We start from the raw sequence: 20,027 nt of genomic DNA on the forward strand, positions 1-20,027 counted from the left end.
TCAATGCGGATAATCAGCCATGGAAACCCTCAAGGTTGCCATTGCCAATGACCACCCCATCGTCCTGGGGGGGTACGAGAGCTGGTTGAGCGTGGCCAATGCTTGCGCGCTGATGGAATACCTGACGCGGCACTTCCCCAACGTGCTGGTGCTGGCGCTGACGATAATTTCCAACCCGCTGAGCCTGACGCGCCTGCAAGAGATCGTGGCAAGCCGGTGCGCAGCAGTGCCGAGCGTTTTACTCATTTGTTGCTAAAGGAACATAAAATAGTGCGTTGATTTGTTCCGGGAGTGGGAGTCAGCAACAATTGACTTAAGAGCGAAAAGATAACAAGCATTCAAAAAACTCTTGCCACGAGCAAACTTGGCGCCAACAGCAACCATACACTTCTGGATTACTAACATAACTAGAAAAAACTCAAACCAATAGACAACTACATTCCAGCTGCAATTAACTTCTAGGAATCGTCTGATGTACCACCAAAAAATCGCGTTATATCGTGTTGTTGTTTTAAACCTAACCACTGGAAAACAACATGAAAAAGCTAACTCGCGCACTTCTCGCCCTTTCAATCATCGCCGCCGCTGGCAATGCCTTGGCAGAGGAGCCCGTTACTACACCCGCTAACCCCATCCAGGCCGGTAGTGGCACTATCAACTTCACCGGCACCATCAACAATGACGCCTGCTCCGTTGAGGGTGCTGGCAAGGGTAAAACCATCGCGGTCGAAATGGGCGAAGTGTCGATCAAAGACATGGGCACTCCCAGCGCGCCTAAAGGCAACGGCACACTGAACGTCGAAAACTTCAGCATGAAGATCAACTGCAACGCCGGTACTAAGGTCGCAATGATCTTCAAACCAACCTCGGGCGCAGGTTCGGGTCTCGTGCCCGGTACCAAGGTGCTTCGTCTGATTGACGGTCTGGGGGCTGCGAAAGGTATCGGCATTGCGCTGCTTGACTCCAATGGCGAGGTGATCGACCTCCGCACGGCAAGCACCGCAAAGATCGAAAACTCTCTGCAAGACAGCAACGCCACCCTCAAATTCTCCGCAGCCTACGTAACCACCGGCACTCCGGCACAGGCTGTTGCCGGTCGTGGCGACGCCACCCTACCGTTCACGCTGCAATACGAATAATCCGCGCGAACACACAAGCCCGGTGCGGGGCCGGTCGGCCCCGCATCCTCATTCACTTGCGCGGTAGCCCTCATGTTTTATCGTCACTCACTATCCTTTTGTGCAGGCCTGCTGAGCCTGTTCATGGTCAATCAGGCCATGGCCGGAATTTCCTTGAGCAGCACCCGGCTGATTTTCGACGGCCAGCACAAGGAGGCCGGAATCACCGTGCGCAACAGCGGTGAAGACGTGTTGATCCAGTCGTGGATCGACACCGACTCCAGCGAAACCGCAGCAGTACCCTTTGCCGTCACGCCGCCACTGGTGCGCGTCAGCGGCGACGAACAGCAAATATTGCGGGTGATCTACGAAGGCACGGGCATGCCATCCGACCGCGAGTCGGTGGTGTGGCTCAATGTGCAAGAGATCCCTCAAGCGGCGAAATCCAAGAACACCTTGCAACTGGCCGTGCGTCAGCGCATCAAGGTGTTCTTCCGCCCGGCAGGCCTGAAAAACAACGCCTATCTGGCACCGAGCGAACTGACCTGGCGCCTGACAGAACAAGCCGGCAAGCACCTGTTGGTGGTGAACAACCCTGGCCGGTATCACGTGTCGATTGCCGAAATCACACTTCAATCCGGCACCGTCAGTGAGCAACCCGTTGAATCAATGATGATTGCCCCCGGCGAGCAAAAAAGCTTCCCCCTTAAACAACTTCACAACGCCAATACAGCCCGTCTTTTATTCAAAAGCATTAATGATTATGGCGCACAAGATCGTTATGGAGCACAAATTTCCAACAGTGCCGATACCCGAGCCAGTTTGAATAAACAAACCCCATAACTTAAGCGCCGCTGTGACGGCTGAACTTCCACTGTATTTCTCTTCGCTCCGTTAGTTCGTATCGGAGGTGATATGGGGTTCCTGCATGTTTTTACTCAAGCGCGACAGATGGGCGCCATTTTCGATTGTTCTTTTATTCAGCACCACCTGCGTAGCCGATGACGATGAACAGTTCAATACCTCGTTTCTCCTAGGCGCACCATCTTCTGTGGATCTGCAACCATTGCTCGCCAGCAGTCGTGTGCTGCCCGGCATCTATCGGGTGGACCTGTACGGCAACGAAACGCTGGTCGGCCGCCGCGACATCGATTTTCGTCGCCCTCCCGGCACGAGCAAGGTCGAGGCCTGCCTGACTCTGGAAATAGTGCAGCAACTGGGGGTCGACATCGGCAAGCTGCAAGCCAGCGGCAAACTGAGCAGCGATGATCCCGATGCCTGCCTGGACTTGCCCGCCTTGATCGATCACGCCAGCGTGCGTTACGACGTACCCCGTCTGCGCTTGATCGTCAGTGTTCCGCAACGCGCCATGGTGCGTGGCCGACGTGGTTATGTCGACTCGGCCCTATGGGACGAAGGCGTTCCCGCCGCATTCATCAACTATCAGTTGAGCAGCAGCCGCAACGGCACTCGGGGTGAAAATACCCTGTCCAACAACATCGGCCTGCGCAACGGCATCAACCTCGGCGCCTGGCGCTTGCGTAACGAATCGAACTTCAGCAGCAGCACCGGCCGCCCCAGCACATTCAAAAGTAACCGCAGCTATCTGCAACATGACGTGACTGCCCTGAAGGGCCAGTTCAGCGCCGGGGATATTTTTTCAGATGCCGACCTGTTCGACAGCGTGCGCTATCGCGGCCTGAAACTGGCGTCCGACGACGGCATGCGTGCCGACAGCGAGCGCGGTTATGCGCCAATCATTCGCGGCATTGCGCAGTCCAGCGCCACCGTGGAGATTCGCCAGGACAGCTACCTCCTCTACACCGCCAACGTGCCGCCGGGGCCATTCGAGATCAGCGATATCTACCCCAGCGGCTCCAACGGCGACCTGGAAGTGACGATTATCGAAGCCGATGGCCGCCGCCGGGTGACGGTGCAGGCATTTTCCAGCCTGCCGATCATGGTCCGTGAGGGCCAGTTGAAGTACAGCGTCTCGGCCGGCCGGTACAACAGCAACAGCGTTGACCAGAAGTCACCGCAATTTGTCAGCAGCACCCTGGCATACGGCATCAGCAGTAACTTGTCCGGGATCGTCGGGGTGCAGGCCTCGGAAAACTTCAAGGCGCTGTCCGTGGGGACTGGCCGCAATACAACTATCGGTGCCGTCTCGCTGGACTTGACCCACTCCATGAGCAGCACTTTCGGCAAAACCATCACCGGCAACAGCCTGCGCGCGCTGTATGCGAAGACGTTCACCGGCACCGACACCAACTTCACCCTCGCCGCCTATCGCTACTCGACCGAGGGCTATCGCACCCTCACCGAGCACGTCGAGGAACTGAGCAACGACGGTCAGAAGCGTATCGGCAACTCGAAAACCCGTACCGACCTGACCGTCAACCAGAGCCTGGGCCGAAACCAGCGATACGGCAGCGCCTACATCAACGCCAGCGACCAGCGTTACTGGGGACGCGGGGGCTCGCAAAGCCTGTCGGCGGGTTACAGCAACTATTGGGGCGATGTGAGCTACAACCTCGGCGCCACCTACTCCAAGGATGTCGGCAACTACGGGCCGGCGAACAATGACACACTGGTGAACCTGTCCATATCGTTCCCGCTGGGCTCCAAGCCTCGTGCACCCCGCGCCTTCGTCTCGGCCAGCACGCAGAAATCCAGCGATACCACGCAAATGGGCATCAACGGCTATCTGGCGCAAGACAGCGACACCTATTACTCAGTGCAAGCCGGCAACAGCAGCAACGGCGGCAGCTCCGGCTCAGTCAACCTCAGCACCCGCACCTCATTTATGGATATCAGCGCCGGTTACAGCCAGGGGCGCGGTTACAACGCGCAAAACCTTAACCTGTCGGGTTCGATCGTCGGCCATGCCGGCGGAATCAACCTGGGACAAACCGTGGGCGAAACGTTCGCGCTGGCGCAAGTCGAAGGCGCAGAAGGGGTGAAAGGGGTGAAAATCGGCAGCTTCTCCGGAGCCAGGACCGGCAGCAACGGCTTCGCCGTGATCCCCAATGCGCAGCCCTATCGCGTGAACTGGATCAACCTCGACACTCGAGACCTGGGCGCCGATATCGAGATCGACAGTGGGACCCGGCAAGTGGTGCCACGTCGTGGTGCCGTGGTGCTGGCGCGTTACACCAGCAAGACCGGACGGCGGGTGCAGTTTGCGCTGTTCGACGCCAAGCACCAGCCGATTCCGTTTGGCGCGTCGCTCGAGGACAGCACTGGCAAACAGTTGGCGATCTCTGACCCTGGTGGCAAGGCTCTGGCACTGGTTGAAGCCGACACCGGTACCCTGACTATCCACTGGCAGGGCCAGAGGTGTGAAGCGCCTTATGCCTTGCCCGAACGCGACAAGGCGCTGAACTATGAGCGGGCGAACCTGGTGTGCCGCCCCTGATTCCTCAGAAATCGCGCTTGTAAAAGATATCCAGGGAGCTGGCGAAACCGCTCGCCGCTTCCAGATAGACCTTCTTGCTCAGCTTGTAACGCAGAGCGATGGTACTGGCGGGCTCAAAGACCCCGACGCCATAGCGCAGGCTGAGCCTTTCGGAAATGGCGCCGCTGGCCACCACGCTGGTGTTGTTGCCGCTGCCCTGGGTATCGAGTTGGAAGTCTTGAATGCCCAGGTTCTTGGCAATGCCTCCGGTCAGTTCCGAGCTGCCCATCAGCCCCAGCCCGAGAGCCGCCTGGGCCAGCATGTTGTTGTCTTCACCGGTGGACGTCAGCGGGCGCCCCAGAACCAGATAGGACAGCGCCTGTTCCTGGCTCATGGCCGGTTCCGAAAATATCTGCGTCGCCGGTTGCTCGGCGCTGCCGCTCAGGCGGATGCCGGCAATCACGTCGTCAGTCTGGCGCACGGCCTCGATGTCCAGGTAAGGCTGGTCGATGGGGCCGGCAAACAGCAGCCGCGCACGACGCACGGTCAAGCGCTGGCCGTAGGCCCGATAGCGGCCGTCGTTGAGCCACAGCTCACCGCGGGTATCCATATTGTCACCAATGTGCACGTGCCCCTGCAGGTTGGCAGTCAGGCCGAAACCGCTGAAGGCCAGCTTGTCCTGGCCCACCTCCACATCGATGTTCATAGCCATGGCCATGGGCTTTTTGCCGTCGTCGGTCTGCTGGCCGACGATCACCGTGTCGTCGGAGACCTTGACCGTCGAGGGCGGCAATTCGCGCACGGTGATCTGGCCCTTGGGGATCAGCACCTTGCCAGCAATCGCCAGCTTTTCCTCCTGCAGCGAGATCTTCAGGTCCGGCGCCACCTCCAGCGCCGCATAGGGCTCCACCGTCACCGGCAGTTGGGTGCCCTTGAGGCTCAGGTCCACCAATAGCGCCCGGCCCCAAGCGATGTTGCCATTGAGGCTGCCCTGCCCGGCCTTGCCGCTTTTCCAGCCGCCGTTGAGCTGCACGCTCTCGCCAGCGATCTGCGCGCTCAGTTGCAGGTCTTCAAGGCTGATGGGCAACTCGGAGCCGGACACCTCGCCCCCGGACAACTGCACGTTGCCGTTGACCTGAGGCGCCAGCAGGCCGCCAGACAAACGACCGCTGCCATTGAGGCTGCCGCTGAGCTTTTCCACCATGGGCACGAACGGCCGCGCCACGGACAGATCCAGGCCGCTGAGGCGGAAATCACCGGACAGCGGTTTGCTTTTCGGCAAGGGATTGATCTGCGCCTGGAGCATCAGCTCACCCAGTTTGCCGCCGTCGAACTGCAAATGCGTGTCGATGCGCCTCGGGGTGAGTCGGGTATTGAGCTTCAATGCCTGATAGGGGAAATCCAGCCACTGGTCCTTTTCCTTGACCCGCAGGGTACCACCGCTGGCGTCCAGCATGATCTGGCCCTGGGGCCCGCTGGCCGGCAAGTCCAATTGCACATCGGCATTGAGCATGCCCTTCCAGGCGAAATCCTTGGGCAACCACTGCGCCAGGCTGTCGAGGGGAAAACGCTTGAGGTGATAACGCAGTTTCGGGTCCGGCATCAGCCGCTGGTCTTCACCGCACAGGCTGGCATCGCCGCTGGCCCAGCAGTGGGCACCGAAGTTCAGCGTGCCGTTGGCCAGCCGCTCAAGCCGGGCCGGGTTCTGCAGCTTCCAGTCCTGGCCGCCGGTCTGTACATCGCCGCTGGCCAGGCGCCCGCGCCAGCTGCCCTGGTCCAGGGCGCCATCCAGGCCCAGGGCCAGTTTCAACAGCGGTCCTTGCAGGTCCAGTTGCAGTTTCTGTTTCTTGATGTCGCCCTGGCCGGCCAGGGTCAGGGTCCCCAACTGCGTGTCGCCCAGTTGAATCCCGCTGCCCTTGAGGTCCACCTGGGCCTTTTGCGCGCCATCCAGAGTGGCGTCCAACTTGAGGTTCTGCAGGCGGTTTTCGGCAAAGGCCAGTTGCTGCCCGGCCAGGTCCAGCTTGCCCTGTGGCGCCTTGAGGGTGCCGGCCAGGTCCAGCCGACCGTTGAGCTGCCCACGCAACTCGGGCCAGAGCTGACCCAGGCGCGGCATCTTGATATCCAGCTGGCCGGTGATCTTCTGTTGCAGGCTGCCGGAGCCGTTGATCCGGTTGTCTCCCAGGCGGATGTCCAGCGCGCCCAGGGTCCATTGCTCGTCCGCTCCGTCGGCCTTGGCCTGGAGAACCGCCGGCTGTCCGCGCAAGCGTCCCTTGAGGTCGAGGTTGGCATTGAGCTTGAGTTGCTGGTTCTTCATTTCGCCCTGGCTGCGCAGGGGGCCGGCCAGGGTTCCGGGCAGCTCCGCCACCCAGTACGCGGGGTTGATGGCCGACAGATCCAGGGCGGTATCCCAGGCAATGCCGTCGGCGAACTGCAGGTTCAGGTGGCCCTCGGCCTTGCCCTGGCCCGCCGCCAGCTTGAACTGCGGCAGATAGATTTTCGTCAGGTCGCCGCTGAACGGGCTGCTCAGGCTGAACGCGCCTGCCGGGCCGTCCAGGTCGCCCTTGAAGTTGCCCAGGTAGTTACCGTCACGGTAAGCCACTTCGGCATCAAAACTGCGGACCCGCACCGCCGGCTCGTCAATCAGCGGATACAGACGGTGCCAGGGGAAGTCCAGCCAGGCCAGCTTGGCCTCGGCGGCAAAACCTTCGCTCCAGTCCAGTTGCCCACTGAGCTTGAGGTGTTGCTTGTCGTTGGCGCTCAGGTCCAGGGCGGCAATCTGTGCGCCCTTGGCGTCGACCTTGCCTTGCAGCAACAGGGCCACCGGGCCCTGCTCCGCCGGCAGGCTGGCCTTGCCGGCGAGCTGGTAGCCGCTTTTCAGGTCGCCCCTGCCAGTCAGCTCCAGCTGATCCAGTTGCAGGGTGTCCGGCAGATCGGCGCTGGCCTTGAACCCATCGGCAGTGATTCGCACCTGGGCTGGCAGGTTCTCCACCAGGGGCTGCACCTGGCCGCTCAATTGCCCTTGCAGGTAGCCACGGCTGTCGGCATTGAGCTGCAGAGTCTTGAGCAGGTCGCCTTCAACCTTCAACGCCAGGGACCAGGGGCCACCGCCGGGAGCGGGCAAGCCGAGGTTGCCTTGGGCGGTCAGGGGCCAGTCGCCACTGGGTTGCAGCAGCCCGGAAAGGTCCAGACTCAGGTCATCGCGCTTTAGGTGCAAAGAGTCGATCTGCAGGCCTTGGGCAGTCCAGTGCGCCGCCAGCTGCAGGGTCTTGAGTTCTTCACTGCCATTGAACAGCAGGCTGCCCACACGCACTTGCCCCAACTCGATGGCCAACGGCAGCTTCAGTTCCGGCAGGCTGATGGGCTCCGAACTGGTTTCGGTTTCGCCGCTCGGAGGGAACAGCAGGCTGACCTGATCGGCTTCCAACTGCTCGATGCACAGGGTCATGCGCAGCAGGCAGCCGGGCGACCAGGTGAACTGCACGGCATTGAGCTCGACCCGGTTGCCCTCCTGTTGCCAGAGCAGATGATCGGCGCTCCAGTGCCCGCCAAGGCGGCCCTCGAAATTTTCCAGGGTCAGCCCCGGCACTCGCGCCAGGGCCCAGCGGCTGCCAGCCTGGGTTCCGAGTACGCTGGCCACGGCCAGAATGATCAGGATCACCAGCGCAACAATCGCCAGCAGCGTTATCTTCAAACCACGCTTCAAAGCTCTGGCCCCATGGAAAAGTGCAAGCGGATGCCGCCATCGTCATTCATCGCGTGGGCCAGGTCGACCCGGATCGGTCCCACTGGCGAAACCCAGCGTACGCCGACGCCCACCCCGGTCTTGAGGTTAGGCAGCTCCAGCTTGTTGAAAGAGTTGCCCTGGTCGACAAAGGTCGCGATCCGCCATTTCTCGGCGATCGAATACTGGTACTCGACGCTACCGGCCACCATGTAGCGGCCGCCGATGCGATCGCCTTCGGAGTTTTCCGGTGACAGGGTCTGATAGTCGTAGCCCCGAACGCTCTGGTCGCCACCGGCAAAGAAGCGCAAGGACGGCGGAATCGACTTGTAGCCATTGGTGGCACTGCCACCGAACTGCACTCGCCCGAGAAAGCGGTGATTGTCCCAGACCGTGGTCAGGCCCTTGAGCAGCACCGTGCCATACAGCAGGTTGGTGTCGGAACCGACCCCTTCCTTGGCCAGCTTGGTGTCGAACTGAATGCGATAGCCGTTATGCGGGTCGATGCGATTGTCGCTGCGCAGGTAGGAATAAGTCAGGCCAGGCATCAGCAGATTACTCAGGCCCGAGTCGTCCCCGAGGCGATATTCCTCTCGCTGATACTTCAGCGACAGTACCCGCTGCCAGCCGCTGGGCAACTTGCTGTGCCACTCGGGACCGATGGTGAGCAACTTACTCAGGGTATCGGTGCCGGCAATCTCTTCATTCTGGTAACCACCGGCGAACCGCAGCTTGTCGGTCAGAGGCGGGTCCAGGGGAATGTCGTACCACAGGCCGACGTTCTGCCGCGGGGCAGAAACTTCCGCCTCCCAGCCGTAACTGTGGCCCTGGGGGTTGACCCAGTGCCGGGTCCAGTTGGCCTTGACCCGCGGCCCCACGTCGGTGGAATAGCCGAGGCCGAGGCCCATGGTCCGGGGCTTGCGGGTTTCCAGCTGGACCGCCACCGGAATCACCTCGTGCTCGGCGGCAGTAGGCGCGGCGTCCACCCGCACGCCCTCGAAGTAGCCGCTCGACTGCAGGGCCTGGTTGAGTTCGGCAATCAGTTCGGAGTCATAGGGCGCGCCGGCCTTGAACGGCACCATGCGCCGCAACAGGTCTTCATCGAACAGGGAGTCGCCGCTAAAGCTGACCTTGCCCAGCGCGTAGCGCGGGCCGCTGTCATAGACCAGGTCGATGTCCGCGACACCTGCCTGGGGGTCCACCGACAGTTTCTGCTGGGTAAAGCGCCCGCTGAAAAAGCCATAGCGCGAAGCCTGGTTCTGGATCAGGCGCTTGGCGTCTTCGTAATGGCCATGATTGAGCACGGCACCAGGCTTGAGCTGGTCGCCGTCGGGAAGGCGAAACGACTTGAGGGAAGCCGCCGGGCCTTCGACCCGGACTGTCACGTTGCGCAGGTGCACCGGTTCGCCGGGGTCGATCCGCAACGTCAAGCGCGGTTTGTCACCGCCACGCACCTCACTCTGGATATGCGGTTGGTAGTAGCCCAGGGCCTGGGCGGCTTTCTTCGCCTGCTCCTCGGCGCCCCGGCTGAACCGCAGCAGGGCTTCTTCATCGCGATCGCCGACACTGCCAATGTAACCCTCCACATTGGCCTTCAACTCGTCATTGGCGGGCTTGACCCTGACATCCAATTCGCTCTGCGCCAGCGCCGCACAGCTTGTGAACAACAGCAAAAAGCCGCTGGTAAATCTTCCTGGAAACTTCATAGGCGCGGATGCTATCACGAGCTTGGGAGGGCGATAGAGCGCTCAGGTGCACGGAAAGTTCTATATCAGGCTGTTGCTCTTTGTAAGTGCTGCGGGTTGGGGTGAAAAAATACGTGCTCACGCACCGGCCCCACCGCAATCTCACCGATCTCTTCATAGCCCTGACGCTTGTAGAACTCCAGGTAACGCGGATTGCCGGTGTCCAGCACCACACCCTGGGAATGCTCGTCCACGGCGCACCAGTTGTGCACCGCCGCCAGCAATTGCTCGCCGAAATGCTGGCCCTGAAACTGCGGATGTACCCCCAGCAGCGGCAGCACATGCACCGCATCATTGGGCAGGCAGGCCTGCACCGCCTGGTGATACTCCAGATAGCGCTGGGTGCAGCGAAACCCGGTGCTGAGCACCATGCGCAGGCGCCAGGCCCAACTTTCGGTGATGCCCAGGCGCCGTTGCGGCGGCGCGATCAGGGCGATACCGATCAGCCGGTCATTGACCAGCAGGCCGATGGCCGGCAGGTCCTGAAGAAAATGCTGCTTCACCAATTCGCGCACTGTGGCTCGTACCCGCTGTTCGTAGCCGGGGCGATCGGCTTCGAAAATGAAGCCGAAGGTCGGCTCATGGCGGTAGGCCTGGTACAGCAGCGACCGCGCTTCGCGGGAATAGCCGCTGTCGAGCTGGTGAATATCGGCGATGACATTGGAGGAATCAGGCATGACGGTCACTCTCCCCTGGACCCGGCTCAAATGGCCGCGTTCTTGTTATTACGAGCCCTGCGCGCCGCTGATCGTTCCCGCGCCCCAGGGACATTAGCAGCGCATCCGCCACGCCGCCACGCTGGCCGGCCCGGGCGTTGTCAGCTAGCATCGCTGTTTTGCCAGGACCGCCGACCATGAAAATCGTCTCGTTCAATATCAACGGGCTGCGTGCCCGCCCCCATCAGCTGGCGGCGCTGATCGACAAACACCAGCCGGACGTGATCGGCCTGCAGGAAACCAAGGTCGCCGACGAACAGTTCCCTCTTGCCGACATCCAGGCCCTGGGCTACCACGTGCATTACCACGGCCAGAAAGGCCATTACGGCGTAGCCCTGCTCTCGCGCCAGGCACCGTTGGCCCTGCATAAAGGCTTTGAAGGTGACGACGAAGACGCCCAGCGGCGCTTTATCTGGGGCACCTTCGCCGATGCCAACGGCACCCCGGTGACCATCATGAACGGCTACTTCCCCCAGGGCGAAAGCCGCGACCATCCCACCAAATTCCCGGCCAAAGAGCGCTTCTACCAGGATCTGCAGCACCTGCTGGAAAGCCGTTTCAGCAATGACCAGCCCCTGGTGGTGATGGGCGATGTGAACATTTCCCCGGAAGATTGCGACATTGGCATCGGCGCCGAGAACGCCAAGCGCTGGCTGAAGACCGGCAAATGCAGCTTCCTGCCGGAAGAGCGCGAGTGGATGGCCCGCCTGAAGAACTGGGGCCTGGTGGACAGCTTTCGTCACCTGAACCCCGAGGTGAACGACCGCTTCAGCTGGTTCGACTACCGCAGCCGCGGCTTCGAGGATGAGCCCAAGCGCGGCCTGCGCATCGACCTGATCATGGCTTCCCAGGGGCTGTTGCCACGGGTCAAGGACGCTGGGGTCGACTATGAACTGCGAGGCATGGAAAAACCTTCGGACCATGCGCCGATCTGGCTCGAACTGGGCTGATCGACAGGCACAAAAAAGCCCATCTGCCGATGGGCTTTTTTTTGCGGTTACAACTGTATGTGCTCGACCCGCTCCGTGGTACCGGCACTGGCGATAGCGCTGATGGCGCTCTCGAGGGTGGCTTCCGAATCGTACAAGTGGCTGACCAGAATCACTTCCTTACCGGACTTGAGCTTGAAAAAAGGTTTGCCGCCCGACGAAATTTTCTTGACGTAGCGTTCCGGGGAAGCGCAGTGTGCGCGGAACAGGCCGAGCGCCGCCTCGGCACTGTCCCGGCAAGGGTAGCGGTCGCTTTGAAGCATGGTCTGCGCCTCCTTTGTCTTCAGCAAGAATCTGCATGCACCACTGCCATACTGCTTCAGCTCGAACCAGGCACTCATTTGTAACTCCTTTGCACACTACGAAATAGCAGCTCAACACTGCCGAGGCATCCGCGGGGGATGACGCGTTGGCAGTCGCCCCAATCCCCGCCAGACAAAGTTGCCCACTCTACGCACCGTTCCGGGGTTGGTCTTTAGGACAAATCTCAAAAAATCTAGAGAAAACAGCTATTTATGATGTAAGACTTTCGCCATTTCTCTGCAAATAGCCCCGTCCGTCACATCCCTGTCACCTCCCTGACTTAATGTCCCCAGCACTTACCTCCTCCCTCTATATAGAAGGCCAGTGCCGCCATGCCCCGCGCTTCCACCGTCAGTGAACGAGATATCTGGTGCCGGACCATCAGCCTGTTTCTGATCGGTTTCGTTTGCTACGCCCTGCCCTGGTCGGTATTCGCCGCCCTGCCCCCAGCCCCGGACAATGCGCCCGTCCTGCGCATCCAAGGCTCCAATACCATCGGCGCCCGGCTGGGCCCGGCCCTGGTCAAGGGCCTGATGGAAGAACAGGGCCTGCGCGATATCAGGATCACCGCCAGTGGCAAAGACAATGAACAACAGGTGGTGGGGCAAACCGCCCAGGGCCGAGCGGTGCGGGTGGAAGTGGCCGCCCACGGTTCGAGTACCGGCTTTGCCGCTCTGAAAACCGCTCGGGCCGACCTGGCCGCCGCTTCACGGCCGATCAAGGACAGCGAGCTGGTGGACCTTGAAAGCCTGGGAGACCTGAAAAGCCCCAGCGCCGAACAGGTGATCGCCATCGACGGGCTGGCAATCATCCTGCATCCGCACAACCCGCTGAACCAACTGAACACCGAGCAACTGGCCCGGCTGTTCAGCGGCGAAGCCAAGACCTGGGAAGAACTGGGTGGCATTGGCGGCGCGGTACATCTCTATGCCCGGGATGACCAGTCCGGCACCTACGACACCTTCAAGGAACTGGTACTCAGCCGTCGCGGCAAGGCCCTGAGCCCCGGCGCAAAACGTTTTGAATCCAGCGAGCAGTTGTCCGACGCAGTCAGCCATGACCCCCAGGGCATAGGCTTCATCGGCCTGCCCTATGTGCGCCAGGCCAAGGCGGTGGCCATTATCGACGGCGACTCACAGCCGATGCTGCCGCTCAACAGCCTGATCGCCACCGAGGATTACCCGCTGTCACGGCGCCTGTACCTGTACCTGCCGCCCAATGGGCAGAACCCCTGGGCCGATGCCCTGGTGAGCTTTGCCCAGGGCAGCAAGGGCCAGGCCATCGTCGCCGCCAACGGCTTTATCGCCCAGACCGTGCAGGCCATGCGCGTCGCTCCCGGCCCGCAGATGCCGGAGGCTTATCAGGCGCTCACCCGCCAGGCACAGCGCCTGACGGTCAACTTTCGTTTTGAGGAAGGCAGCGCCAGCCTGGACAACAAGGCCCGCCAGGACCTCAATCGGGTACTGGATTACCTGCGCCAGCACGGCAAGATGAACCGCCAGGTGACCCTGGCCGGCTTCGGTGACGCCAAGAACGATCCGGCCCGCGCGGCCCTGCTGTCCAAACTGCGGGCCATGGCGGTGCGTCGGGAACTGGTGAAGAGCGGCGTGGTGTTTCGCGAGATTCGCGGCTTTGGCGCCGAGCTGCCGGTAGCGGCCAACAGTGCCGACGAAGGACGGATCAAGAACCGCCGCGTGGAGGTCTGGGTGTACTGAACTCACAGCGACCGGCCTTTCGACAGGCCGGACGCATCGCCCTCAATGCCCGCTGCGCATCAGCTCTTTGGGTACATACTTGCCGATTTCATACTTGCCGATCGCCGCGCGGTGCACCTCATCCGGGCCGTCGGCCAGGCGCAAGGTGCGCTGCATCGCATACATGTAGGCCAGCGGGAAGTCGTTGGAGACCCCGGCCCCGCCGTGGATCTGGATCGCCCGGTCGATCACCCGCAGGGCCACGTTCGGCGCCACGACCTTGATCTGGGCAATCTCGCTCTTGGCCACCTTGTTGCCCACGGTGTCCATCATGTACGCGGCCTTCAGCGTCAGCAGCCGGGCCATGTCGATCTCCATTCGCGAGTCGGCGATCTTGTCGATGTTGCCTCCCAGGCGCGCCAGCGGCTTGCCAAAGGCAGTACGGTTCACCGAACGCTTGCACATCAGTTCCAGCGCCCGCTCCGCCATGCCGATGGAACGCATGCAGTGGTGGATCCGGCCCGGGCCAAGGCGGCCCTGGGCAATCTCGAAACCACGGCCCTCACCCAGCAGCACGTTCTCGTAGGGCACCCGGACGTTGTCGAACAGCACTTCGGCGTGGCCATGGGGCGCGTCGTCGTAGCCGAACACCGGCAACGGGCGAACAATCTTCACCCCGGGGGTATCCACCGGCACCAGGATCATCGAGTGCTGTTGATGGCGCGGCGCATCCGGGTTGCTCAGGCCCATGAACACCAGGATCTTGCAGCGTGGGTCGCAGGCGCCCGAGGTCCACCATTTCTTGCCGTTGATCAGCCACTGGTCGCCGTCGCGTACCGCACGGGCCGCCATGTTGGTGGCATCGGAGGACGCCACGTCCGGCTCGGTCATGGCGAACGCGGAGCGGATCTCGCCACGCAGCAATGGCTCCAGCCAGCGCTGTTTCTGCTCTTCGTTGGCGTAGCGCACCAGCACTTCCATGTTGCCGGTATCCGGTGCCGAGCAGTTGAAGGGTTCCGGGCCCAACAACGACCGCCCCATGATTTCCGCCAGCGGCGCGTACTCAAGGTTGGTCAGGCCTGCCCCCAACTCCGACTCAGGCAGAAACAAATTCCATAGCCCGGCCTCCTTGGCCTTGAGTTTCAGCTCTTCCATGATGGCGGTCGGCTGCCAGCGATCGCCTTCGGCAACCTGACGCTCGAAGACCGCTTCAGCCGGATAAACATAGGCATCCATGAACGCGGTGACACGCTCACGCAGTTCCTGAACCTTGGGGGAATAGGCGAATTCCATGGGCAGCTCTACCTTTGTGACGATCGGGTGTTGGAGGACTGAAATCGATGCTAGATCAGCTACGAAAATTTACCTAGCCTATTCTCGGCGTGTATTAACATTCATCACCGATATATGATCGGCTGATCCGACAGGCTTCCGAGCCCTCCCACAGGCCCTAACAATAAGAGTGCAGCGCAATGAATCTGAGCAAGGTCGATCTCAACCTCTTCATCGTTTTCGATGCGATCTACACCGAAGCCAACCTGACCCGTGCCGGGCAGATCGTCGGCATCACCCAACCGGCGGTATCCAACGCCCTGGCACGCCTGCGCGAGACCTTCAATGACCCGCTCTTCGTGCGTACCGCCCAGGGCATGGTGCCCACACCCATGGCGCAGAACATCATCGGGCCAGTGCGCAATGCCCTGTCGCTGCTGCGGGTTTCGGTCCAGGAAAGTCGCATTTTCAACCCCCTGCAAGCGGTCAAGACCTACCGCATCAGCATGACCGACCTCACCGAAGCGGTGATCCTGCCACCACTGTTCCAGCGCCTGCGGCGCCTGGCGCCGGCGGTGATAATCGAAAGCTTTCTCTCCAAGCGTCGGGAAACCACCAAGGAGCTGGCAGCCGGGCGCCTGGACTTTGCCGTCGACGCACCGCTCAATACCGACCCCCAGGTGCGTCACGTCAAGCTGATGGAAGACCGCTATGTGTGCGCCATGCGCAAGGGCCACCCGCTGGCGGGCAAGGAAAAATTCAGCCTGGACGATTACCTGTCCCTGACCCACATCCATATCTCCAGCCGCCGCAGCGGCCTCGGACATGTCGACCTGGCCCTGGGCAAGATGGGTATCCAGCGCAAGATCGCCCTGCGCTCCCAGCACTACCTGATGGCTTCCCAGGTGCTGCAGCAGACCGACATGGTGATGACCGTACCGGAGCGCTTTGCCCGTCGCCATGAACTGCATGCGTTCAACCTGCCGGTCAATGATGTCCCGCCGGTGGAAACCCACCTGTACTGGCACGAGAGCACCGACCAGGACCCGGCCAACCGCTGGATGCGCGAGCAGATGATCGAGCTCTGCCAGCAGGTCACGGCCTACGAAAAGAAGCTCGACCAGCAGACCGCCTGAGCCCTTTCGCCGGCAAGCCCTCACTGCAGGAGCCGGCTTGCCGGCGAACGGGATCGGCTCGGACTGCTTGACGTATACGTCAACCTGCCTTTAGCTTAGCGCCAAGCCCCCTCTTGAGCGCCTCCATGAGCAGCCAGACCTACAGCATTTCCGACCTCGCCCGCGAGCTCGACATCACCACCCGGGCCATCCGCTTCTATGAAGAGCAGGGCCTGCTGGCTCCCGAACGCCGTGGCCAGGAGCGCATCTATTCGCCCCGGGACAAGGTCAGCCTGAAACTTATCCTGCGGGGCAAGCGCATCGGCTTTTCCCTGGCCGAGTGCCGCGAACTGATCGAGCTCTACGACCCGAGCAGCGGCAACCTGAAGCAGCTGCACAGCATGCTGGCGAAAATCGCCGAGCGTCGCGAACAGCTCGAACAGCAATTGCTCGACATCGAACAGATGAAGCTGGAACTGGACACCGCCGAAGAGCGCTGCACCCAGGCGCTGGAGCAGACCATCCTGAACCAGAAAAGCACCGCCCGATAATCATCGGCACACCTGCGCCCGGGCGCCGGTATCCGCCACTCCCTATAAGAAGGTGAACCTGAATGTCACTCCCCAGCCATGTACGCCTGATCGAAGTCGGCCCCCGCGACGGCCTGCAGAACGAAGCCCAGCCCATCAGCGTCGAAGACAAGGTGCAATTGGTCGATGCCCTCACCGCCGCCGGCCTGGGCTACATAGAAGTCGGTAGTTTCGTGTCACCCAAATGGGTGCCGCAGATGGCCGGTTCAGCCGAGGTCTTCGCCCGTATCCAGCGCAAGCCCGGGGTTGTCTATGGCGCGCTGGCGCCCAACCTGCGGGGTTTCGAAGATGCCCTGGCGGCGGGGGTCAAGGAAGTGGCGGTGTTCGCCGCGGCCTCGCAAGCCTTCTCCCAGCGCAACATCAACTGCTCCATCAGCGAAAGCCTGGAGCGTTTCGTGCCGATCATGGACGCCGCCAAGCAGCACGGCATCAGCGTACGCGGTTACGTGTCGTGCGTGCTGGGCTGCCCTTATGAAGGTGAAGTGGCCCCGGAACAGGTGGCCATGGTCGCCCGCGAGCTGCATGACATGGGCTGCTACGAGGTCTCTCTGGGCGACACCATTGGTACCGGCACCGCCGGTGCCACCCGGCGCATGTTCGAGGTGGTGGGCGCTCAGGTACCACGGGAAAAACTCGCCGGGCACTTCCACGACACCTACGGCCAGGCCCTGGCCAATGTCTACGCCAGCCTGCTGGAAGGCATCGCGGTGTTCGACAGCTCCATCGCCGGCCTCGGCGGCTGCCCCTATGCCAAGGGCGCCAGCGGAAACGTCGCCACCGAAGACGTGCTCTACCTGCTCAATGGCCTGGGCATCCATACCGGTATCGACATGGACCGCCTGATCGACGCCGGCCGGCAAATCTGTAACGTGCTGGGGCGCCCCACCGGCTCCCGCGTGGCCAAGGCGCGTAACCCCAGCTGAGGCATTGTGCGGCCGGGTGTTACCGGCCACTCCGATCTGGGGCCGGAACGAGTAACACGGAAACAGTTTGTCGAATTTGTTGCGGTACAGATTGTCCTACAAAATTATCAAGCCATTGATTTTAAAAGACTTTAAAAAGTTGGCACGGCTTCTGCTATCTCTATGGCATAACAAGAATAAAAAGCAGCAAACCTAATAAAAATAAGACGTAACGACTCTGAGATAACAAAAACAACACGGCAGAGACGCAGCTAACAGATTTTTTTGGAGAGGATGCACTGTGCAGGAGGGCTTGCAAGAGCCACCCGCAACCGGTCAGAGAACAATAAAACTACCCTGAGGTAGCTCCCGAACTGGTTGGATCGCCCTGGCGACACATTGAATCAGCGCTCAAAAAAATACGTTTGCTCTTGATCCCGGATGGGGATCGCCAAAAACAGCAGTAAAGGGCAACGGTTGCCAAAAACAACAATAGACCGCCCCTCAATAATAAAAAAAGAGCACGCAACGACAAAATTAAAGGGGAGCTTCGGCTCCCCTTTGTGCTTTCTGCGATCCCTCTTTGCTGCCCATAAAGCGTGCACCGGCGCCGATGCACGCTCCATCCGGATTCACCCCTTGTTCATGCGCTCACGCAGCTCCTCGATGCTGATTTCGCGCATGCGGAACTTCTGGATCTTACCGGTCACGGTCATGGGAAACTCTTCAACGAACTTGAAGTAACGCGGCGTCTTGAAGTGCGCGATACGCTCCTTGCACCAGGTCTGCAGCTCCAGCTCATTGGCCGAATGGCCGGGGTGGAACTTGATCCAGGCGACGATCTCCTCGCCGTACCTGTCGCAGGGGATGCCGATTACCTGCACATCGGCCACCGCAGGATGGGTGAAGAAGAACTCTTCCAGCTCTCGCGGATAAATGTTCTCGCCACCGCGAATGATCATGTCCTTGTTGCGCCCGGCAATGCACACATACCCCTGCTGGTTCATGGTGGCCAGGTCACCGGTGTGCATCCAGCCGGCCTGATCGATGGACTCGCGGGTGCCCTCAGGGTTGTTCCAGTAACCGAGCATGACGCTGTAGCCCCGGGTGCACAGCTCACCGATGGTGCCGCGGGGCACCACATTGCCGGCCTCGTCGATGATCTTGCTCTCCAGGTGCGGCTGGGTCCGGCCCACGGTGGTCACCCGCAGTTCCAGGTCGTCGTCCGGCCCGGTCTGCAGCGACACCGGGCTGGTTTCGGTCATGCCGTAGGCGATCTGCACTTCGCTCATGTGCATTTCGCTGATCACCCGGCGCATCACCTCGATCGGGCAGGTGGCCCCGGCCATGATCCCGGTCCGCAGGCTCGACAGGTCGAACTCGCTGCGGCGGGGCTGATCGAGCACAGCGATAAACATCGTGGGTACGCCGTACAGGCCGGTGGCGCGCTCTTCGGCCACCGCAGTCAAGGTCAGCAGCGGGTCAAAGGCGTCATTGGGATAGATCATGGTGGTGCCGTGGGTGATGCACCCCAGGTTGCCCATGACCATGCCGAAACAGTGGTACAGCGGCACCGGGATCACCAGCCGGTCGGCAGCAGTCAGGCCCAGGCTCTCCCCCACCATGTAACCGTTGTTGAGGATGTTGTAGTGGCTCAGGGTCGCGCCCTTGGGGAAACCGGTGGTGCCGGAGGTGTACTGGATATTCACCGGCTGGTCGAAATCCAGGCTGTCCTGGCGCGCCTGCAACTGCTCGGCCGTGGCCCCCGCCCCCAGCGCCGATAGCTGCGACCAGGGCAGGAAACCCGACGGCGGCTGCGCATCCAGGCTGATCACCCCGCGCAGCTCGGGTAACCGCTCGCTGTGCAATTGGCCGATGGACTGTTCCGCCAGCTCGGGCACCAGGCCCTGGAGCATGCCGTGGTAATCGGATGTCTTGAAGGCTCCGGCGCAGATCAGCCACTGGCAGCCGGACTGCCTGAGCACATACTCCAGCTCGGAACTGCGGTAGGCCGGATTGATGTTCACCAGAATCGCGCCGATCTTGGCGCTGGCGAACTGGGCGATGCACCACTGGGCGCAGTTGGGGGCCCAGATCCCCAGGCGATCGCCGGTCTTGAGCCCCAGGGCCAGCAGCGCCCGGGCATGCAGGTCGACCGCCTCGCGCAGTTGCTGCCAGGTGTAGCGCAGCTGCTGGTGGCGCACCACCAGAGCCTCGCCCTGGGGATAGGCGGCGACGGTGTTATCGAAAGCCTGGCCGATGGTCAACGCCAGCAGCGGCTGGTCTTGCGTACCACGGGTGTAACTGCGATCCGGCTGGAAACCCGAGTGTTCCATGACGACCCCTATTGTCTTTATTAGTGGGTGTGCAGGAGCCAGGCGAAAGGTGCAAAACAGCCTGGCTCCAATCGAAAGCCTCGCTACTCTGGCGCAAGTTGACGTTTACGTAAAGGGCGATTGACAGCC

16 protein-coding genes are annotated in these 20,027 nt (G+C 61.3%); 9 read left to right on the plus strand and 7 right to left on the minus strand.

Annotated features, from left to right (window positions below):
• The first annotated feature begins 19 nt into the window (after window positions 1-19).
• The 4 genes from PFLCHA0_RS19925 (at window position 20) to PFLCHA0_RS19940 (ending at window position 4,536) form a co-directional block, all read left to right on the plus strand.
• Window positions 20-256: a response regulator transcription factor gene (locus tag PFLCHA0_RS19925; RefSeq protein ID WP_015636306.1), complete on the plus strand. Its 237-nt coding sequence runs from the start codon at window positions 20-22 to the stop codon at window positions 254-256.
• A 280-nt stretch (window positions 257-536) separates the two neighbouring features.
• Complete coding sequence (locus PFLCHA0_RS19930) at window positions 537-1,139, plus strand: fimbrial protein (RefSeq protein WP_015636307.1); 603 nt, start codon at window positions 537-539, stop codon at window positions 1,137-1,139.
• A 72-nt stretch (window positions 1,140-1,211) separates the two neighbouring features.
• Window positions 1,212-1,961: a fimbrial biogenesis chaperone gene (locus PFLCHA0_RS19935; RefSeq protein ID WP_015636308.1), complete on the plus strand. Its 750-nt coding sequence runs from the start codon at window positions 1,212-1,214 to the stop codon at window positions 1,959-1,961.
• An 85-nt stretch (window positions 1,962-2,046) separates the two neighbouring features.
• Window positions 2,047-4,536, plus strand: coding sequence for a fimbria/pilus outer membrane usher protein (locus PFLCHA0_RS19940; RefSeq protein WP_015636309.1), 2,490 nt, complete (start codon window positions 2,047-2,049; stop codon window positions 4,534-4,536).
• A gap of 4 nt (window positions 4,537-4,540) precedes the next feature.
• Here the strand turns inward: PFLCHA0_RS19940 and PFLCHA0_RS19945 are convergent, their stop codons facing one another.
• From PFLCHA0_RS19945 to PFLCHA0_RS19955, 3 genes are all read right to left on the minus strand, one after another.
• Window positions 4,541-8,218 (minus strand): translocation/assembly module TamB domain-containing protein, encoded by a 3,678-nt coding sequence (locus PFLCHA0_RS19945; protein WP_015636310.1) that lies wholly within the window; start codon window positions 8,216-8,218, stop codon window positions 4,541-4,543.
• Window positions 8,215-9,942, minus strand: a complete 1,728-nt coding sequence (locus tag PFLCHA0_RS19950; RefSeq protein ID WP_015636311.1) for an autotransporter assembly complex protein TamA — start codon at window positions 9,940-9,942, stop codon at window positions 8,215-8,217. The genes PFLCHA0_RS19945 and PFLCHA0_RS19950 overlap by 4 nt, the downstream gene beginning before the upstream one ends.
• Window positions 9,943-10,007: 65 nt before the next feature.
• On the minus strand, window positions 10,008-10,658 hold the full coding sequence (locus PFLCHA0_RS19955) for a GNAT family N-acetyltransferase (RefSeq protein ID WP_011062214.1): 651 nt from the start codon (window positions 10,656-10,658) through the stop codon (window positions 10,008-10,010).
• 176 nt (window positions 10,659-10,834) lie between these two features.
• On the opposite strand from PFLCHA0_RS19955, the gene xthA reads away from it, so the two are divergent.
• Complete coding sequence (xthA, locus tag PFLCHA0_RS19960) at window positions 10,835-11,647, plus strand: exodeoxyribonuclease III (RefSeq protein WP_011062215.1); 813 nt, start codon at window positions 10,835-10,837, stop codon at window positions 11,645-11,647.
• A 47-nt stretch (window positions 11,648-11,694) separates the two neighbouring features.
• Here the strand turns inward: xthA and PFLCHA0_RS19965 are convergent, their stop codons facing one another.
• Entirely contained in the window at window positions 11,695-12,027 is a 333-nt protein-coding gene (locus PFLCHA0_RS19965; RefSeq protein ID WP_011062216.1) for a DUF1508 domain-containing protein, read from the minus strand.
• A gap of 294 nt (window positions 12,028-12,321) precedes the next feature.
• Here PFLCHA0_RS19965 and PFLCHA0_RS19970 point away from each other — a divergent pair, with 294 nt between their 5' ends.
• Window positions 12,322-13,704 carry a substrate-binding domain-containing protein gene (locus PFLCHA0_RS19970; RefSeq protein WP_015636312.1) on the plus strand — a complete coding sequence of 461 codons (1,383 nt, stop codon included), beginning with the start codon at window positions 12,322-12,324 and terminating at the stop codon, window positions 13,702-13,704.
• Between the two features lie 42 nt (window positions 13,705-13,746).
• On the opposite strand, the gene PFLCHA0_RS19975 is transcribed toward PFLCHA0_RS19970, so the two are convergent.
• Window positions 13,747-14,976, minus strand: coding sequence for an acyl-CoA dehydrogenase (locus tag PFLCHA0_RS19975; RefSeq protein WP_015636313.1), 1,230 nt, complete (start codon window positions 14,974-14,976; stop codon window positions 13,747-13,749).
• 179 nt (window positions 14,977-15,155) lie between these two features.
• Between PFLCHA0_RS19975 and PFLCHA0_RS19980 the strand changes: the two genes are divergently transcribed.
• The 3 genes from PFLCHA0_RS19980 to PFLCHA0_RS19990 all read left to right on the plus strand — a co-directional run bounded on the left by PFLCHA0_RS19980 (window position 15,156) and on the right by PFLCHA0_RS19990 (window position 17,583).
• Window positions 15,156-16,091 (plus strand): LysR family transcriptional regulator, encoded by a 936-nt coding sequence (locus PFLCHA0_RS19980; RefSeq protein ID WP_011062219.1) that lies wholly within the window; start codon window positions 15,156-15,158, stop codon window positions 16,089-16,091.
• Between the two features lie 125 nt (window positions 16,092-16,216).
• Window positions 16,217-16,621 (plus strand): MerR family transcriptional regulator, encoded by a 405-nt coding sequence (locus tag PFLCHA0_RS19985; protein ID WP_011062220.1) that lies wholly within the window; start codon window positions 16,217-16,219, stop codon window positions 16,619-16,621.
• A 62-nt stretch (window positions 16,622-16,683) separates the two neighbouring features.
• On the plus strand, window positions 16,684-17,583 hold the full coding sequence (locus PFLCHA0_RS19990) for a hydroxymethylglutaryl-CoA lyase (protein WP_015636314.1): 900 nt from the start codon (window positions 16,684-16,686) through the stop codon (window positions 17,581-17,583).
• 383 nt (window positions 17,584-17,966) lie between these two features.
• Here PFLCHA0_RS19990 and PFLCHA0_RS31745 read toward each other — a convergent pair whose 3' ends face one another.
• Window positions 17,967-18,188, minus strand: coding sequence for a hypothetical protein (locus PFLCHA0_RS31745; RefSeq protein ID WP_125062762.1), 222 nt, complete (start codon window positions 18,186-18,188; stop codon window positions 17,967-17,969).
• A 6-nt stretch (window positions 18,189-18,194) separates the two neighbouring features.
• The gene (locus PFLCHA0_RS19995; RefSeq protein ID WP_015636315.1) at window positions 18,195-19,898 is read right to left on the minus strand and encodes an AMP-binding protein; all 1,704 of its coding nucleotides are present in this window, start codon (window positions 19,896-19,898) and stop codon (window positions 18,195-18,197) included.
• Between the last annotated feature and the right edge of the window lie 129 nt (window positions 19,899-20,027).

The organism is Pseudomonas protegens CHA0 (genome assembly GCF_000397205.1).
Lineage (GTDB): Bacteria > Pseudomonadota > Gammaproteobacteria > Pseudomonadales > Pseudomonadaceae > Aquipseudomonas > Aquipseudomonas protegens.

What these genes read in the sequence shown, in the direction of transcription:
- PFLCHA0_RS19925 (WP_015636306.1), top strand. Translation starts at nt 20, where the DNA reads ATGGAAACCCTCAAGGTTGCCATTGCCAATGACCACCCCATCGTCCTG.
- PFLCHA0_RS19930 (WP_015636307.1), top strand. Translation starts at nt 537, where the DNA reads ATGAAAAAGCTAACTCGCGCACTTCTCGCCCTTTCAATCATCGCCGCC.
- PFLCHA0_RS19935 (WP_015636308.1), top strand. Translation starts at nt 1,212, where the DNA reads ATGTTTTATCGTCACTCACTATCCTTTTGTGCAGGCCTGCTGAGCCTG.
- PFLCHA0_RS19940 (WP_015636309.1), top strand. Translation starts at nt 2,047, where the DNA reads ATGTTTTTACTCAAGCGCGACAGATGGGCGCCATTTTCGATTGTTCTT.
- PFLCHA0_RS19950 (WP_015636311.1), bottom strand. Translation starts at nt 9,942, where the DNA reads ATGAAGTTTCCAGGAAGATTTACCAGCGGCTTTTTGCTGTTGTTCACA.
- PFLCHA0_RS19955 (WP_011062214.1), bottom strand. Translation starts at nt 10,658, where the DNA reads ATGCCTGATTCCTCCAATGTCATCGCCGATATTCACCAGCTCGACAGC.
- xthA (WP_011062215.1), top strand. Translation starts at nt 10,835, where the DNA reads ATGAAAATCGTCTCGTTCAATATCAACGGGCTGCGTGCCCGCCCCCAT.
- PFLCHA0_RS19965 (WP_011062216.1), bottom strand. Translation starts at nt 12,027, where the DNA reads ATGAGTGCCTGGTTCGAGCTGAAGCAGTATGGCAGTGGTGCATGCAGA.
- PFLCHA0_RS19970 (WP_015636312.1), top strand. Translation starts at nt 12,322, where the DNA reads ATGCCCCGCGCTTCCACCGTCAGTGAACGAGATATCTGGTGCCGGACC.
- PFLCHA0_RS19975 (WP_015636313.1), bottom strand. Translation starts at nt 14,976, where the DNA reads ATGGAATTCGCCTATTCCCCCAAGGTTCAGGAACTGCGTGAGCGTGTC.
- PFLCHA0_RS19980 (WP_011062219.1), top strand. Translation starts at nt 15,156, where the DNA reads ATGAATCTGAGCAAGGTCGATCTCAACCTCTTCATCGTTTTCGATGCG.
- PFLCHA0_RS19985 (WP_011062220.1), top strand. Translation starts at nt 16,217, where the DNA reads ATGAGCAGCCAGACCTACAGCATTTCCGACCTCGCCCGCGAGCTCGAC.
- PFLCHA0_RS19990 (WP_015636314.1), top strand. Translation starts at nt 16,684, where the DNA reads ATGTCACTCCCCAGCCATGTACGCCTGATCGAAGTCGGCCCCCGCGAC.
- PFLCHA0_RS31745 (WP_125062762.1), bottom strand. Translation starts at nt 18,188, where the DNA reads ATGGAGCGTGCATCGGCGCCGGTGCACGCTTTATGGGCAGCAAAGAGG.
- PFLCHA0_RS19995 (WP_015636315.1), bottom strand. Translation starts at nt 19,898, where the DNA reads ATGGAACACTCGGGTTTCCAGCCGGATCGCAGTTACACCCGTGGTACG.